This is a genomic window from Staphylococcus sp. HMSC06C11, from assembly GCF_001808345.1.
GTDB classification, from domain to species: Bacteria; Bacillota; Bacilli; order Staphylococcales; family Staphylococcaceae; genus Staphylococcus; species Staphylococcus capitis.
In genome coordinates this window covers 360,371-377,119 of the sequence record NZ_KV793038.1, presented here as the reverse complement: position 1 = coordinate 377,119, position 16,749 = coordinate 360,371, and the positions used below count along the sequence as shown (strand labels likewise).

Below are 16,749 nucleotides of genomic sequence, written 5' to 3'. Positions count from 1 at the left end.
AACTACTAACGATAAGGTTAGTAGTTTTTTTATGTATTTAGGCATAATGTTTTTAAAAAGTTTAACATTACTTATTATAAAATTTACCTTTTAGATTAGTTAGTGCTTTATTTCATGTAGTGAGTAATATAAAATATAAAAGGATAATAAATTTAGTCTTATAGAGGTGTTCTGGGTGCTTAATTTTTTCAAAAATAACAAGCTCATTGTTGTTTTATGTGCAATTATCGTTTTTATAGCGTTAATTGGTTTATCCATTCGTTCCCAAAACCAATCACCTCCTGAACAATATGTAGGAGACTCAGTTTCTTTAGGACAAAGAGTTGTGAGTTATCCTATTCATTTTGTAACTGGAGCTATTGGAAATATTTTCAATAATGGTGGATCGAAAGAAGATAAAAATAAAATTAAACAACTTGAGGCAAAGAATCAAAAGTTAGAAACTGAAAATAAAAAGTTTAAAAAAGAATTAGACGTTAAAGATTTATCAAAATATGAGCCTATTTCAACAACAGTGATTGCTAGAAACCCAGATCAGTGGATGAATACAATTGTGATAGACAAGGGTTCTAAATCTGGCATTAAAAATAATATGGCGGTTATGACTTCTGAAGGTTTAGTTGGTAGAGTCACAAAGGTAAATCAATTTTCTGCTCAAGTCGATTTGATTTCCACTCATACGAGAGCAGGTAAACTTTCAGTTAACGTACAACACGGTTCTAAAAATGTTTTTGGTTTGATTGATCATTATGATGCTAAAAACGAAGAATTAGTGATTAGTGATATTAACAACAAAGATAGTGTGAAAAAAGGAGATAAGGTAGTAACCAGTGGCTTAGCTGACCAGTTACCAAGTGATCTTTACATAGGTGAAGTTACAGATGTTGAAAATGATCAATACGGACTTGCCAAAGAGGTAAGAGTTAAGACTGGTGCTGATTTAGCTGACTTAAATCATGTATATGTTGCAAAACGTGATGTGAGCACGATTCCCGATGATGAAAGCAGGGATAACTAATGCGAACGCTTTATTATTTACTAATTGGAGTACTTTTATTTTATATAGATACGGCTATAGGATTAGTTATTCCATTGCATTTCGGTAAAATCGACATTATCTTTGTTCCTCATTTAACTTTAATGTACATATTGATAATGACTGTATATAGAGGTTTTGGTGTATCAATTGTGCTTGCTATCTTTTTCGGGATAGTTACAGATTTATATTTTGGAAGTATATACGGTTTATATATGTTTGGTTACATTATATTAGTTGTGATTGTAGATAAATTCTTTAAAGTGTTTTATCGAGACCATACAATGCTATTTAGCATCGTGTTGTTAAGTACAGTGATACTTGAAATTTATGTAGCAGCCATATATGCAGTAATTGGTTTTATTCAATTTGATTTTATTGATTTTATTTTATTCAGATTAATCCCAACGTTTATAATTAATTTTATCTTATTATTAATTTTATATCCTATCATCATAAAATTTACGCGAAAAATGCAAAACGCAATTGACAGTAAAGCTTAGTGATGGTAAGATGCAGTAGTTGAGTAGTTTCAGGCTACATACAACCGCTCAAATACAGGTTTAAGTACGAAGGCAAATATATTATCTTGTTTGTCTATTCAAGCTAGCTTCATTGTATAGCTCATGAAGGTGTCACCTGTATATGGCGTGACTTATTATATAGGAGGTGCAAAGTATGTTTGCTATTATTGAAACAGGTGGAAAACAAATCAAAGTAGAAGAAGGTCAAGAAATCTTCGTTGAAAAATTAGACGTAAATGAAGGTGACTCATTCACTTTTGATAAAGTATTATTTGTAGGTGGAGATTCAGTCAAAGTTGGTGCGCCAACTGTTGAAGGTGCCTCAGTTACTGCTACTGTTAACAAACAAGGACGCGGCAAAAAAATCACTGTATTCACTTACAGACGTCGTAAAGACTCAAAACGTAAAAAAGGCCATCGTCAACCATTTACTAAATTAACTATCGATAAAATTAACGCATAATTTTATGATTACTGTTGATATTACAGTTGATGATGAAGGCAAAGTCACAGATGTGATCATGGATGGTCATGCGAATCATGGTGAATATGGTCATGACATTGTCTGTGCTGGTGCCTCAGCAGTTTTATTTGGTAGTGTGAACGCAATTATGGGATTGACATCAGAAAAGCCTGACATCGATTACGATGATGATGGTGGTCATTTTCATATAAGAAGTGTTGATACTAATAACAAAGAAGCACAATTAATTCTTCAAGCGATGTTAGTTTCTTTACAAACAATTGAAGAAGAATATAATGAGAATATCAGATTAAATTATAAGTGAGGTGTATCCCGATGTTAAAATTAAACTTACAATTCTTCGCATCTAAAAAAGGGGTAAGTTCTACTAAAAACGGACGTGACTCTGAATCTAAACGTTTAGGTGCTAAACGTGCTGACGGTCAATATGTATCAGGTGGTTCAATTCTTTATCGCCAACGTGGTACTAAAATCTACCCTGGTGAAAATGTAGGTCGTGGTGGCGATGATACATTATTCGCTAAAATCGACGGCGTTGTTAAATTTGAACGCAAAGGTCGCGACAAAAAACAAGTTTCTGTATACGCAGTTGCTGAATAATTTTGTCTAGTTAACACCAGAAGTGAATGCTTCTGGTGTTTTATTTTTGTTTAAATTGATATACACATTAAAAATTTTTCTATAAATAGGGATAATGATATAATTATAAGGATGAAAAATTCAGAGTAAAAGAGGTGAGATATATGTTTGTCGATCAAGTCAAAATATCTCTCAAAGCAGGTGATGGAGGTAACGGAATCACTGCTTATCGAAGAGAAAAATATGTACCTTTTGGTGGACCAGCTGGAGGTGACGGTGGTAAAGGTGCCTCAGTTGTATTTGAAGTAGATGAAGGTTTAAGAACACTTTTAGACTTTAGATATCAAAGACACTTTAAAGCTAAACAAGGTGAAAATGGGCAAAGTAGCAATATGCATGGTAAAAATGCTGAAGATTTAGTATTAAAAGTACCCCCAGGTACAATTATTAAAAGTGTAGAAACTGAAGAGGTTTTAGCCGACTTAGTTGAAGACGGTCAAAGAGCTATCGTTGCACGAGGGGGCCGTGGTGGTCGTGGTAACTCACGTTTTGCTACTCCACGTAATCCAGCACCTGATTTCAGCGAAAATGGTGAGCCCGGTGAGGAACTAGATGTAACCTTAGAACTTAAATTATTAGCGGATGTCGGTTTAGTTGGTTTCCCTAGTGTTGGTAAATCTACGTTACTATCTATTGTTTCAAAAGCAAAACCTAAAATTGGAGCTTATCATTTTACTACGATTAAGCCAAACTTAGGTGTAGTTTCTACGCCAGACAGTAGAAGTTTTGTTATGGCTGATTTACCTGGTCTTATAGAAGGTGCTTCAGATGGCGTTGGTCTAGGTCATCAATTTTTAAGACATGTAGAACGAACTAAAGTGATTGTTCACATGATAGATATGAGTGGTTCTGAAGGAAGAGATCCTATTGAAGACTATAAAATCATCAATCAAGAACTTGTTAATTATAAGCAACGACTTGAAGATCGCCCACAGATTGTAGTGGCTAATAAAATGGACATTCCTGACGCTAAAGATAATTTAGAACTTTTTAAAGAAGAAGTTGGCGAAGATATTACAATTGTTCCGGTATCAACTATCACACGAGATAACATAGATCAATTGTTGTATCTCATTGCTGATAAACTAGAAGAAGTTAAAGATGTTGACTTCTCAGTTGAAGAAGATGAAAATATAGGCGTCAATCGTGTTTTATATAAACACACGCCTTCCCAAGATGCATTTACAATTACAAGAGACGACGATGGTGCTTATGTAGTAAGTGGTAATGCAATTGAAAGAATGTTCAAAATGACTGATTTCAATAGTGATCCTGCCGTTCGTCGATTCGCAAGACAAATGCGTTCAATGGGTATTGATGATGCGTTAAGAGAAAGAGGATGTAGTAATGGAGATATCGTTAGAATTCTAGGTGGAGAATTTGAATTTGTCGAATAGGAGTGTAGACTATGGACAATAAAGACTATAGAAAGTTTTATTTAATTAGAGAAGATGTATTACCTGAATCTGTTGTTAAAACTTTGAAAGTTAAAGATGCTTTAAAAAACAATCCTGAATTGTCCATTTATGATGCAGTTAAACAGTTCAACTTATCCCGTAGCGCCTTTTATAAATATAGGGAAACTATATTTCCTGTAGATGAAAAGATGCTAGATCATAGGGAGTTTACACTCATTTTATATGTTAATGATATCGTAGGAATGTTAGCACAAGTATTAAATACAATTTCAAGACTTCAATTATCTGTATTAACGATACATCAAAGTGTACCTATGGAAGATAAAGCTACGATTACTTTATCACTTAACGCTCAATCATCCTATCTCTCAATTGATGATGTAGTCAATACACTTAGAGAAATAGAGCATGTTTCAAAAGTTGAGTTAATTAGTATGAGTATGTAAAGGGAGGGCCAACATGTATGCTTATGTAAAAGGGACATTAACGCAATTATTTCCAACTCATGTAGTGGTTGAAACTTCAGGAATAGGTTATGAAATTCAAACACCTAATTCTTATCGTTTTCAAAAATATTTAAATCAAGATGTACAAATTTTCACTTCTTTGATTGTTAGAGAAGATGCACAATTGTTGTATGGATTCATTAGTGAAGAAGAGAAAGATATGTTTCATAGTTTAATTAAAGTTACGGGAATTGGTCCCAAGTCAGCTTTAGCTATTTTAGCAGCTAGTTCTCCAAATGAAGTGAAAAGAGCAATTGAAAATGAAAATGATGCTTATCTAACTCAGTTCCCTGGCATTGGTAAAAAAACGGCCAGACAAATCGTATTAGATTTAAAAGGTAAAGTCACCATTAGTGAGGAAGATTCAGAATCATTGCTTCAAGTCGATGTTAATAATAATGAACAAAGTCAAGTTGTTAAAGAAGCTATGTTAGCATTAGAAGCATTAGGATACTCAAAACGTGAACTTTCTAAGGTTGAAAAAGTGTTAAACAAGCAAAGTGTATCTAGTGTAGACGAAGCTGTAAAATTAGGCTTACAAACGTTAGTTTCTTAATAAATAGAGTATGTATCTTATGGAGGCACGAATATGGATAAAAGAATGGTCGATCAACAATTTCATAATGAAGATTCGGATTTCGAATTATCATTGAGACCTACTAAACTCAAACAATATATTGGTCAAACCTCTATTAAAAGTAATTTAGAAGTGTTTATTAAAGCTGCTAATTTAAGAGAAGAACCTCTCGATCATGTGCTTTTATTCGGGCCACCAGGATTAGGTAAAACAACACTTTCAAATATTATAGCTAATGAAATGGAAGTTAATATACGTACAATCTCAGGTCCTTCATTAGAAAGACCTGGAGATTTAGCTGCAATTCTATCAGGACTACAGCCAGGTGATGTGCTCTTTATAGATGAAATTCATAGATTAAGTAGTGTCGTTGAAGAGGTACTCTATCCAGCAATGGAGGATTTCTTTTTAGATATTATTATTGGTAAAGGTGACGAGGCACGTAGTATTAGAATAGATTTACCACCATTTACATTAGTCGGTGCTACAACCAGAGCAGGTAGTTTAACAGGACCGTTAAGAGATAGATTTGGGGTGCACTTGAGACTTGAGTATTATAATGAAAATGATCTTAAAGAAATAATTACTCGAACTGCAGATGTACTTGGTACTGGTATTGATGAAGAGAGTGCTTTAGAATTAGCTCGACGTTCTCGTGGTACACCAAGAGTAGCAAATCGTTTATTGAAACGTGTTAGAGACTTTCAGCAAGTCAATGAAGATGATCAAATTTATATTGAAACAACAAAAAGAGCATTACAATTACTTCAAGTTGATAAAGAAGGTTTAGATTATATAGATCATAAAATGATGAACTGTATTATCAATCAATATAATGGTGGCCCTGTTGGTTTAGATACAATTGCTGTATCTATAGGTGAAGAGCGCATTACTATTGAAGATGTTTATGAACCATTTTTAATACAAAAAGGCTTTTTAGAGCGAACACCACGTGGACGAAAAGCGACGCCTTTCGCTTACGAGCATTTTAATAATACGAATGAAAAGAGGGAGTAAGTTGAATATTGAAGAATTTGACTATCATTTGCCAGAATCTTTAATAGCTCAAACACCTTTAAAAAATAGAGACCAAAGTCGTTTGCTTGTGCTTCAAAGAGAGACTGGTAAAATGACTCACCTCCATTTTAAAGATGTCATTGATTATTTAAATCCTGGAGATACACTGGTTTTAAATGATACGCGAGTGATGCCCGCAAGACTATTTGGCTTAAAAGAGGAAACTGGCGCTAAAGTAGAAATGCTTATGCTTACTCAAATTGAGGGAAACGATTGGGAAGTATTGCTAAAACCTGCTAAAAGAATCAAGGTGGGTAATCGCTTATCATTTGGCGACGGAAAAATTGTTGCTGAATGTATTAAAGAATTAGAACAAGGTGGACGTATTATGCGTCTACACTATGATGGTATTTTACAAGAACGCCTTGATGAGCTTGGTGAGATGCCTTTACCTCCATACATTAAAGAACGTCTTGATGATCCAGATAGGTATCAAACTGTATACGCTAAAGAAAGTGGTTCTGCTGCAGCTCCAACTGCAGGGTTACATTTTACGGATGATTTATTAAATCAAATTAAGCAAAAAGGGGTCAATATCGCTTTTATAACATTGCATGTAGGGTTAGGCACGTTCAGACCAGTTAGCGTTGATAACATTGATGATCACGAAATGCATAGCGAATATTATCAAATGACTCAAGAAACTGCTGATTTACTTAATCAAACAAAGGCCAAAGGTAAAAGAATAATTTCGGTGGGAACAACATCTACACGTACTTTAGAAACTATTAGAAGAGACCACGAGCAATTTGTTGAAAAAAGTGGCTGGACGGATATATTTATTTATCCTGGATTTGAATATAAAGCAATAGATGGATTAATTACTAATTTTCATTTACCTAAATCTACATTAGTAATGCTAGTTTCAGCATTTAGTACTAGAGAAAACATTTTAAATGCATATCATAAAGCGGTAGAAATGGAGTACAGATTCTTCAGTTTTGGAGATGCAATGTTAATTATTTAAAGAAGAATGTGAGGTTTAACGTATGCCTGCGGTAACTTATGAGCATATTAAAACATGTAAACAATCAGGGGCAAGATTAGGTATTGTACATACACCACATGGTTCATTTGAGACACCGATGTTTATGCCTGTGGGAACAAAAGCTACAGTTAAAACGATGAGCCCTGAAGAACTTAAAGATATTGAAGCAAAAATCATTTTGGGCAACACATATCATTTGTGGCTACAACCTGGAAATGATATCATCAAGCATGCTGGGGGCCTACATCAATTCATGAATTGGGATGGTCCGATTTTAACAGACTCTGGTGGATTTCAAGTTTTCAGTTTGAGTAATTTGCGTAAAATAACTGAAGAGGGCGTTGAATTTAGACATCATACTAATGGTTCTAAACTTTTCCTTAGCCCTGAAAAGTCTATGCAAATACAAAATGATTTAGGTTCAGATATCATGATGGCGTTTGATGAATGTCCGCCCATGCCATCTGAATACGATTATGTTAAAAACTCAATTGAAAGAACCACACGCTGGGCAGAAAGATGTTTAAAAGCGCATCAACGTCCCGAAGATCAAGCATTGTTCGGTATTATTCAAGGTGGAGAATACAAAGATTTACGTGAGCAAAGTGCGAAAGAGCTTGTTGACCTTGATTTTCCTGGTTATGCTATCGGAGGTCTGTCTGTGGGAGAACCGAAGCCAGTTATGTATGACATGGTTGAACATACCGAACAATTTATGCCGAAAGATAAACCTAGATATCTTATGGGGGTAGGCTCACCTGATGCATTAATAGAGTGTAGCATCAGAGGCATGGATATGTTTGATTGCGTGCTTCCTACTAGAATCGCTCGAAATGGTACATGTATGACTTCAAAAGGTCGTGTAGTTATAAAAAATGCAAAATATGCAGATGACCTTGGACCATTAGATGATAATTGTGACTGTTATACTTGTCGTAATTATTCAAGAGCATATATTAGACATTTAATCAAAGCGGAAGAAACTTTTGGTATCCGTCTTACTACTATTCATAATTTACATTTTCTGCTAAAATTAATGGAAGATATAAGACAAGCCATTCGAGAAGACCGTCTTTTAGACTTTAAAGATGCGTTCTTTGAACAGTATGGATTAAATGTAGAGAACCCTAAGAACTTTTAAAAGGAGAATTTAACAATGGGCCAATTCACATCATTGATTTTACCAATTTTATTATTGGTATTAATGTGGTTCTTTTTAATCAGACCACAACAAAAACGTGCTAAAGAGCATCGTGAAATGATTAGCCGTGTAGAATCAGGACAAAAGGTTACTACAATAGGCGGTATTAAAGGTACTGTTAAATCTGTTGATGAAACAACAGTTGTCATTACAGTAAATGGTCATGGTACGGAAATGACTTTCGAGAAACCAGCCATCAAACAAGTTGACCCTTCATAATATGAGGTCAGTTTTAATTAAAAGTGGGACTCTTTAAAAGGAGTTCCACTTTTTTTATATACAAATCATTATGTTAAATTTGTTTAAAAGTTTTAAATTAAGCCAATAATTTCACTATTGAGTGTAGTATGTTAATATAGATAGGTCGTTAAAGTGAACGTAATATCATTTTAACTTGCATGATAAAATAATCATCGAGTATGCTAAATACATAAGTAAATAATGAGGTGTTCATGTGAAGAAAACTAGTAGATTAATTGCATTCATACTACTTGTGGCTCTTCTTTTTACAGGAATGGGACTTACATATAAGAATGTAGTTAAAAATGTTAATTTAGGACTTGATTTACAAGGTGGTTTCGAAGTACTTTATCAAGTTAATCCTTTAGATAAAGGAGAAAAGATAGACAAGAAAGCACTTCAAGCAACATCAAGAACACTCGAAAACCGAGTTAATGTTCTAGGTGTTTCAGAACCTAAAATTCAAATTGAAGATCCTAACCGTATACGTGTTCAATTAGCTGGTATTAAGGACCAAGCTCAAGCACGTAAATTGTTATCTACGCAAGCGAATTTAACAATTAGGGACGCTCAAGACCATGTTTTAATGTCTGGTTCAGATATCAAACAAGGTTCAGCCAAACAAGAATTTAAACAAGAAACTAATCAACCAACAGTAACATTTAAGGTTAAAAGCAAAGAAAAATTCAAAAAGGTTACTGAAAAGATTTCAAAAAAACGTGACAATGTTATGGTTGTCTGGATGGACTATAAAAAGGGTGATAGTTACAAGAAAGAGGCTAAGAAGCAACAAGAAGGTAAAGACCCTAAATATGTTTCTGCCGCAAACGTAGATCAGCCAATTAATTCAGATAGCGTCGAAATTTCCGGTGGTTTCAATGGTAAAAAAGGTGTTAAAGAAGCTAAACAAATCGCTGAATTACTAAATGCCGGTTCGTTACCTGTAGATCTTAAAGAAATTTATTCTAATTCAGTTGGCGCACAATTTGGTCAAGATGCTCTAGATAAAACAATATTCGCTTCATTTATAGGTGTAGGAATAATTTATCTATTTATGCTTGGCTTCTACAGATTACCAGGTTTAGTAGCAATTATTGCATTGACTACTTACATTTACCTAACATTAGTTGCATTTAACTTTATTTCTGGTGTGTTAACTTTACCGGGACTTGCCGCACTTGTGCTTGGTGTAGGTATGGCTGTTGATGCTAACATTATTATGTATGAGCGGATTAAAGACGAACTAAGAATAGGTCGAACGCTCAAGCAGGCATATTCTAAAGCAAACAAAAGTTCATTCCTAACGATCTTTGACTCAAACTTAACAACTGTTATTGCTGCAGCTGTTCTGTTCTTCTTCGGTGAGAGCTCAGTTAAAGGTTTCGCGACGATGTTACTATTAGGTATTCTAATGATATTCGTTACAGCTGTCTTCTTGTCACGTGGACTATTATCATTATTAGTATCATCTAACTTCTTTAAGAAAAAATATTGGTTATTTGGAGTTAAGAAAAAAGATCGCCATGACATTAATGAAGGTAAAGATGTTCATGACCTTAAAACATCATTTGAAAAGTGGAATTTCGTTAAGTTAGCAAAACCGCTTATCGCGTTAAGTATTTTAATCGTCATAGTTGGTTTAGTTATTTTATCAATTTTTAAACTTAATTTAGGTATTGATTTCTCTTCTGGTACAAGAGCAGATATTGAGACAAATCAATCACTCACTCAAGGTAAAGTCGAAAAAGCTGTTAAAGATGTCGGCTTATCGCCAGACCAAGTTCAAATTAATGGCAGCGGTCATAAAAATGCTACTGTACAATTCAAGAAAAATTTAACAAGGGCAGAAGATAACAAGCTAAGTGATAAGATGAAATCAGAGTTTGGTGATACACCACAAATTAACTCAGTATCACCATTAATCGGTCAAGAACTCGCTAAAAATGCTATGACAGCGTTAATCCTAGCTTCAATAGGTATTATTATTTATGTATCACTTCGATTTGAATGGCGAATGGGCTTATCTGCAGTACTTGCGTTATTACATGACGTATTCATAATCGTAGCAGTATTTAGTTTATTTAGATTAGAAGTTGACTTAACATTTATCGCAGCTGTATTAACAATTGTAGGTTATTCTATTAATGATACAATTGTTACTTTCGACCGTGTTCGAGAAAACTTGCATAAGGTTAAGGTGGTTACGTCACCTGAGCAAATTGACGATATTGTTAATAGATCAATTAGACAAACAATGACACGTTCAATTAATACGGTCTTAACCGTTGTAGTTGTAGTTGTTGCTATACTCATTTTTGGTGCACCAACTATATTTAACTTCTCATTAGCGTTATTAATTGGTTTAATCTCAGGAGTATTCTCTTCTGTATTTATCGCCGTACCGCTTTGGGGTATCATGAAAAAACGTCAATTGAAGAAATCTCCAAACAGTAAATTAACGGTTTATAAAGAGAAAAAATCAAATGATGAAAAAATCTTAGTTTAATCTATTAGTTAACTGTCAATTAAGTATTTAATGCTTAATTGACAGTTTTTTGTTGAAATTATTTAATCCTCAACGGGTTGTACTTTTTATTTTAAATAAAGTTCGGTATAATGACTTTTGGAAATGAGGACGATTGTTATGATTAAATCAAGATATCATTGGGATTTAGCCCAGCCAACTGAATACATAACAGATGATCTTGCTAAGAAACTTAAGCTTTCACCTATTGTAAAAAAAGTTTTGGAAAGCAAGAATCTAGTTCAAGAAAATAATATTTTAGATGTATTAGAAGATAAAGTACTTGACCATGACCCTTGGTTATTAAGTGATATGCAAAAAGCAATTGATCGCATAAATTTAGCTATTGATAAAAATGAACGTATTTTAGTCTATGGCGATTATGATGCTGATGGTGTCACTTCAACAACTATTCTTGTTAATACATTACAGCAATTGGGTGCTCAAGTAGGATGGTATATTCCTAATCGGTTTTCTGAAGGTTATGGACCTAATGAACATGCCTTTCGTAATGCATATGATGAGGGGATCTCACTAATCATTACAGTGGATAATGGAATACAAGGGCATGATGAAATTAAAATGGTTCAAGACCTCGGTGTGGATGTCATTGTGACAGATCATCATGAGATTGGACGTACTTTACCAGAGGCATTAGCCATTGTACATCCAATGCACCCGGATTTTGACTATCCGTTCAAATATCTTTGTGGTGCTGGTGTGGCATATAAGCTATCGCAAGCTTTATTAAGTCATCCCCCTCAGCAATTTATAGCATTAGCAGCTATAGGAACGATTGCAGATTTAGTGTCTTTAACAGATGAAAATCGTTCAATAGTTAAAAGAGGATTGAAAATATTAAATGATCAGACACCTGTTTCTATCAATGCTATATTGAAACAAGCAGGTTATAATGATCAAATCAACGAGGAAACAATTGGGTTTATCATTGGACCTCGACTCAATGCGGTAGGTAGATTAGAAGATGCATCACTAGCTGCTGAATTATTAATGGTAGATGAGTTTGAGGAAGCAGAATTTTTAGCTGAACAAGTGGAGCATTTCAATCAAGAAAGAAAAGATATTGTAGCAGAAATTACTGAAGAGGCGCTTTCATTAGCTGAGGAACAAGTTCAACAAGGAAATTTATTTTTATTATTAGCTAAAGAGAATTGGCATGAAGGAGTACTCGGTATTGTAGCATCTAAGATTGTTGAAACTTATGCTCTGCCAACTCTAATCTTGAATATTGATTTAGAGCAAAATCATGCTAAAGGCTCTGCACGCTCGATAGACCAGGTGTCAATGTTTGAAATTTTAAATGCTCATCAGGATTTAATTACTAAATTTGGTGGTCATCATATGGCTGCTGGTATGACTATGGATATAGAAAATATTGATGAACTACGAAAAGGTCTTAACGAATGGATGAAGCAACTTTCAGAATCAACATCTTTAGCACCACGTAAACATGTAGATGTACTGCTCAATGAAAGTGAAATTACTGTTAAAAATATTCAAGATATACAAAAATTGCGTCCATTTGGTACAGACTTTAATAGTCCTACATTTGAAGTTAATGATTTAAATGTTAAATCGATTAAAGCTATTGGCCAGGAAGGTAAACATTTAAAAGTGGCACTTGGGGAGAATCAATTAGCGGCACTTTACTGGAGTTATGGACATCTTGCTAAAGAAATCGAAATGGGGCAACCACTTAATTTAATAGGTAACCTTCAAATCAATGAATGGAATGGAAATCAATCACCCCAATTAATTATTCAAGATATTGCTACAGAAACAATACAAATCTTAGATTATCGAAGCAAACGTAAGCATCTTCAATTCACTGAAAATAATTCTAATACAGCATATGTGATTCATCCTAAAAAGGATAAAACCAATGAGCATCATTATTATTATGGTGAAACTATAGAATCACAATATGATAAAGTAGTTCTCAGAGATTTACCTACAACAATGAATGAAATTGAAGAAACGCTTAAACAATTACAATTTTCCCAGCTTTATCTTGTTTTACAACATGATCAATCAATTTATTTTGAAGGTATGCCAAGCAAAGCATTGTTTAAAGAATGTTTTAAAGCTTTAATTAACAAACAAGAAACAAATTTAGCTAAAGAGGGTATGATGTTGTGTGAGTTTTTAAAAGTTAAGCCAGAAATATTAAAGTTTATGCTTAAAGTTTTTAGTGAGCTTGATTTTATTTACAACGAGGATGGTCTTATTAAAATAAATTCACACTCTAGTAAAAAAGATATCGAGACGAGTCGTCTTTACCAATTAAGACAATCTCGAATAGAAGTAGAAAAAAGATTACTGTACGATGACTTTTCAAATATTAAAAAATGGATAAAGTCTCAATTGAGTTAAAATTTAGGAGGAAATTTAATGGATTTAAAACAATATGTCTCAGAAGTTCAAGATTGGCCAAAACCGGGAGTAAGTTTTAAAGATATAACTACAATTATGGATAATGGTAAAGCATATGGATACGCGACTGATCAAATCGTGGAGTATGCGAGAGAAAGAGATGTTGATGTTGTAGTAGGGCCAGAAGCTAGAGGATTTATTATTGGTTGTCCAGTGGCATACTCTATGGGGATTGGATTTGCTCCTGTGCGTAAAGAAGGTAAATTACCTAGAGAGGTTATTCGTTACGAATATAGTTTAGAGTACGGTACAAACATTTTAACTATGCACAAAGATGCGATTAAACCAGGTCAACGTGTGTTGATTACAGACGATTTACTCGCTACGGGTGGTACAATTGAAGCGGCAATTAAACTTGTAGAGAAATTAGGTGGCATCGTTGTAGGTATTGCATTTATTATCGAATTAAAATATCTACATGGTATTGAAAAGATAAAAGATTATGATGTCATGAGTCTTATTTCATATGATGAATAACTAAAGTTATGTTCAAAGCTATATCTTGTATTATTTAAATTTTAATACAGGATATAGCTTTTTTATATTTGCAAAAGTAACCTTATTTTAGCGAAATTTAATAAATAGATTGTAAGCTTTAAAGTCTACCCACGTTTATTTATTTAAAAAATTGTAGTATCATAGAACTATTATTTAAATTAAAGTGAACTACCTTATTTAAGTTAGGGTAAAAGTTATAGTAAAGTGGAAGTAAGTATTACTTATTGTATAGATAAGGGCATAGATTTTATATAATCAGAATTTTACAAATATATTATATTTTAATTTTCAAAATCAAAAACCTATAAAAGCAAATAAATTAACTCGTTTATTTAGCGTTTAAATACTAAGGTATGTAATAGTAATAAATTTGAGTGGGGTGTCATAATTTGAACAACGAATATCCATATAGTGCGGATGAGGTTCTTCATAAAGCTAAATCATATTTATCGGCAAGTGAATATGAATATGTACTTAAGAGTTATCATATCGCTTATGAAGCCCATCAGGGTCAGTTTAGAAAAAATGGCTTACCTTATATCATGCATCCTATTCAAGTTGCAGGTATATTAACTGAGATGAGACTCGATGGGCCTACAATCGTAGCCGGCTTTCTACATGATGTCATAGAAGACACGCCTTATACATTTGAAGATGTTAAAGATATGTTCAATGAAGAGGTTGCTCGTATTGTAGATGGTGTAACAAAACTTAAAAAAGTTAAATATCGCTCTAAAGAAGAGCAACAAGCTGAAAACCATAGAAAACTATTTATAGCCATCGCTAAAGATGTTCGAGTTATTTTAGTAAAGTTAGCAGACCGTCTGCATAATATGAGAACATTGAAAGCAATGCCTAGAGAGAAACAAGTCAGAATTTCAAAGGAAACTTTGGAGATATATGCTCCACTTGCGCATCGTTTAGGTATTAACACAATCAAATGGGAATTAGAAGATACAGCATTAAGATATATTGATAGCGTCCAATACTTCCGTATTGTAAATCTAATGAAGAAAAAACGTAGTGAACGTGAAGCATATATAGATAATGCGATAAACAAAATTGAAGCAGAAATGGAAAAAATGAACCTTTCTGGTGAGATTAATGGTAGACCTAAACATATTTATAGTATTTACCGTAAAATGATGAAACAGAAAAAACAATTTGATCAAATTTTTGATTTATTAGCAATACGTATCATTGTTAATTCAATTAATGATTGTTACGCCATTTTAGGTCTTGTTCATACATTATGGAAACCTATGCCGGGTAGGTTTAAAGATTATATAGCTATGCCAAAACAAAATATGTATCAATCTCTTCATACTACAGTTGTAGGTCCTAATGGTGATCCACTCGAGATACAAATTAGAACATATGAAATGCATGAAATTGCCGAACACGGTGTAGCGGCTCACTGGGCTTATAAAGAGGGAAAAACGGTTAATGAGAAAACTCAAGATTTCCAAAACAAACTTAATTGGTTAAAAGAACTAGCTGAAACAGATCATACCTCCACTGATGCTCAAGAATTTATGGAGTCTTTAAAATACGATTTACAAAGCGACAAAGTTTATGCGTTTACACCTGCGAGTGACGTTATTGAATTGCCATATGGAGCAGTGCCTATTGATTTCGCTTATGCCATACATAGTGAAGTAGGTAATAAAATGATCGGTGCAAAAGTAAATGGCAAAATTGTACCTATTGATTATGTACTACAAACAGGTGATATCATTGAAATACGTACCAGTAAACACTCATATGGACCGAGTCGTGATTGGTTGAAAATCGTAAAATCTTCAAGTGCGAAAAGTAAAATTAAAAGTTTCTTTAAAAAACAAGACCGCTCCTCAAATATTGAAAAAGGTAAATTTATGGTTGAAGCAGAAATTAAGGAACAGGGATTTCGTGTTGAAGATGTTTTAACCGAAAAGAATTTAGAGGTTGTAAATGATAAGTATCATTTTGCAAACGACGAGGATTTATTTGCGGCTGTAGGATTTGGTGGCGTAACTTCCGTACAAATTGTTAATAAACTAACTGAAAAACAACGCATATTAGATAAACAGAAAGCTTTAAATGAAGCCCAAGAAGTTACAAAATCAGTTCCTATTAAAGAAGATATTATTACTGACAGTGGTGTTTATGTTGAAGGATTAGAAAACGTCCTTATCAAACTGTCAAAATGTTGTAATCCTATACCTGGTGATGATATTGTAGGATATATCACCAAAGGTCACGGTATAAAAGTTCACCGTACAGATTGTCCAAATATAAAAAACGAGACAGACCGGTTGATTTCTGTAGAGTGGGTTAAATCTAAAGATTCAACTCAACGTTATCAAGTTGATTTAGAAGTGACAGCATACGATAGAAATGGTTTACTTAATGAAGTGCTACAAGCTGTTAATTCGACAGCAGGTAGTTTAATTAAAGTTTCAGGTCGTTCTGATGTAGACAAAAATGCTGTGATAAATATTAGCGTGATGGTGAAAAATGTTAACGATGTTTATCGCGTCGTTGAAAAGATAAAACAACTAGGTGACGTATATACAGTATCGAGAGTTTGGAACTAGAGGT

Annotated in this window: 16 protein-coding genes and 1 other annotated feature; all 16 genes read left to right on the top strand. The window is 33.6% G+C overall.

Annotation, left to right across the window (positions count from 1 at the left end; translation table 11 throughout):
- The first annotated feature begins 175 nt into the window (after positions 1 to 175).
- The 16 genes from mreC to HMPREF3154_RS05165 all read left to right on the top strand — a co-directional run bounded on the left by mreC (position 176) and on the right by HMPREF3154_RS05165 (position 16,745).
- On the top strand, positions 176 to 1,018 hold the full coding sequence (gene mreC / locus HMPREF3154_RS05240; protein WP_030064686.1) for a rod shape-determining protein MreC: 843 nt from the start codon (positions 176 to 178) through the stop codon (positions 1,016 to 1,018).
- A complete protein-coding gene (gene mreD, locus HMPREF3154_RS05235) occupies positions 1,018 to 1,539 on the top strand; it encodes a rod shape-determining protein MreD (protein ID WP_023350147.1) in 522 nt (173 codons plus the stop codon). Before mreC ends, mreD begins: the two co-directional genes overlap by 1 nt.
- 32 nt (positions 1,540 to 1,571) lie before the next feature.
- Positions 1,572 to 1,702, top strand: a sequence feature (ribosomal protein L21 leader region).
- Between the two features lie 12 nt (positions 1,703 to 1,714).
- Complete coding sequence (gene rplU, locus HMPREF3154_RS05230; protein WP_002436008.1) at positions 1,715 to 2,023, top strand: 50S ribosomal protein L21; 309 nt, start codon at positions 1,715 to 1,717, stop codon at positions 2,021 to 2,023.
- A 4-nt stretch (positions 2,024 to 2,027) separates the two neighbouring features.
- Positions 2,028 to 2,348 carry a ribosomal-processing cysteine protease Prp gene (locus HMPREF3154_RS05225; protein WP_002436010.1) on the top strand — a complete coding sequence of 107 codons (321 nt, stop codon included), beginning with the start codon at positions 2,028 to 2,030 and terminating at the stop codon, positions 2,346 to 2,348.
- Between the two features lie 11 nt (positions 2,349 to 2,359).
- Positions 2,360 to 2,644 carry a 50S ribosomal protein L27 gene (gene rpmA / locus HMPREF3154_RS05220; RefSeq protein ID WP_001830822.1) on the top strand — a complete coding sequence of 95 codons (285 nt, stop codon included), beginning with the start codon at positions 2,360 to 2,362 and terminating at the stop codon, positions 2,642 to 2,644.
- A 143-nt stretch (positions 2,645 to 2,787) separates the two neighbouring features.
- Entirely contained in the window at positions 2,788 to 4,080 is a 1,293-nt protein-coding gene (gene obgE, locus HMPREF3154_RS05215; RefSeq protein WP_023350148.1) for a GTPase ObgE, read from the top strand.
- An 11-nt stretch (positions 4,081 to 4,091) separates the two neighbouring features.
- Entirely contained in the window at positions 4,092 to 4,547 is a 456-nt protein-coding gene (locus HMPREF3154_RS05210; RefSeq protein WP_002436060.1) for an ACT domain-containing protein, read from the top strand.
- Positions 4,548 to 4,560: 13 nt separating this feature from the next.
- A complete protein-coding gene (ruvA, locus tag HMPREF3154_RS05205) occupies positions 4,561 to 5,163 on the top strand; it encodes a Holliday junction branch migration protein RuvA (protein ID WP_070474434.1) in 603 nt (200 codons plus the stop codon).
- 33 nt (positions 5,164 to 5,196) lie between these two features.
- Positions 5,197 to 6,201 carry a Holliday junction branch migration DNA helicase RuvB gene (gene ruvB / locus HMPREF3154_RS05200; protein WP_023350149.1) on the top strand — a complete coding sequence of 335 codons (1,005 nt, stop codon included), beginning with the start codon at positions 5,197 to 5,199 and terminating at the stop codon, positions 6,199 to 6,201.
- Between the two features lies 1 nt (position 6,202).
- Complete coding sequence (queA, locus tag HMPREF3154_RS05195; RefSeq protein ID WP_002436078.1) at positions 6,203 to 7,228, top strand: tRNA preQ1(34) S-adenosylmethionine ribosyltransferase-isomerase QueA; 1,026 nt, start codon at positions 6,203 to 6,205, stop codon at positions 7,226 to 7,228.
- Positions 7,229 to 7,250: 22 nt separating this feature from the next.
- Positions 7,251 to 8,390, top strand: coding sequence for a tRNA guanosine(34) transglycosylase Tgt (gene tgt / locus HMPREF3154_RS05190; protein ID WP_002436105.1), 1,140 nt, complete (start codon positions 7,251 to 7,253; stop codon positions 8,388 to 8,390).
- A 15-nt stretch (positions 8,391 to 8,405) separates the two neighbouring features.
- Positions 8,406 to 8,669, top strand: coding sequence for a preprotein translocase subunit YajC (gene yajC, locus HMPREF3154_RS05185; RefSeq protein WP_002436110.1), 264 nt, complete (start codon positions 8,406 to 8,408; stop codon positions 8,667 to 8,669).
- A 235-nt stretch (positions 8,670 to 8,904) separates the two neighbouring features.
- Positions 8,905 to 11,196 (top strand): protein translocase subunit SecDF, encoded by a 2,292-nt coding sequence (gene secDF / locus HMPREF3154_RS05180; protein ID WP_023350151.1) that lies wholly within the window; start codon positions 8,905 to 8,907, stop codon positions 11,194 to 11,196.
- A gap of 138 nt (positions 11,197 to 11,334) precedes the next feature.
- On the top strand, positions 11,335 to 13,608 hold the full coding sequence (recJ, locus tag HMPREF3154_RS05175) for a single-stranded-DNA-specific exonuclease RecJ (RefSeq protein ID WP_023350152.1): 2,274 nt from the start codon (positions 11,335 to 11,337) through the stop codon (positions 13,606 to 13,608).
- Positions 13,609 to 13,626: 18 nt separating this feature from the next.
- Complete coding sequence (locus HMPREF3154_RS05170; protein WP_002453394.1) at positions 13,627 to 14,145, top strand: adenine phosphoribosyltransferase; 519 nt, start codon at positions 13,627 to 13,629, stop codon at positions 14,143 to 14,145.
- 410 nt (positions 14,146 to 14,555) lie between these two features.
- Positions 14,556 to 16,745, top strand: a complete 2,190-nt coding sequence (locus HMPREF3154_RS05165) for a RelA/SpoT family protein (RefSeq protein ID WP_002436070.1) — start codon at positions 14,556 to 14,558, stop codon at positions 16,743 to 16,745.
- Positions 16,746 to 16,749: the final 4 nt, after the last annotated feature.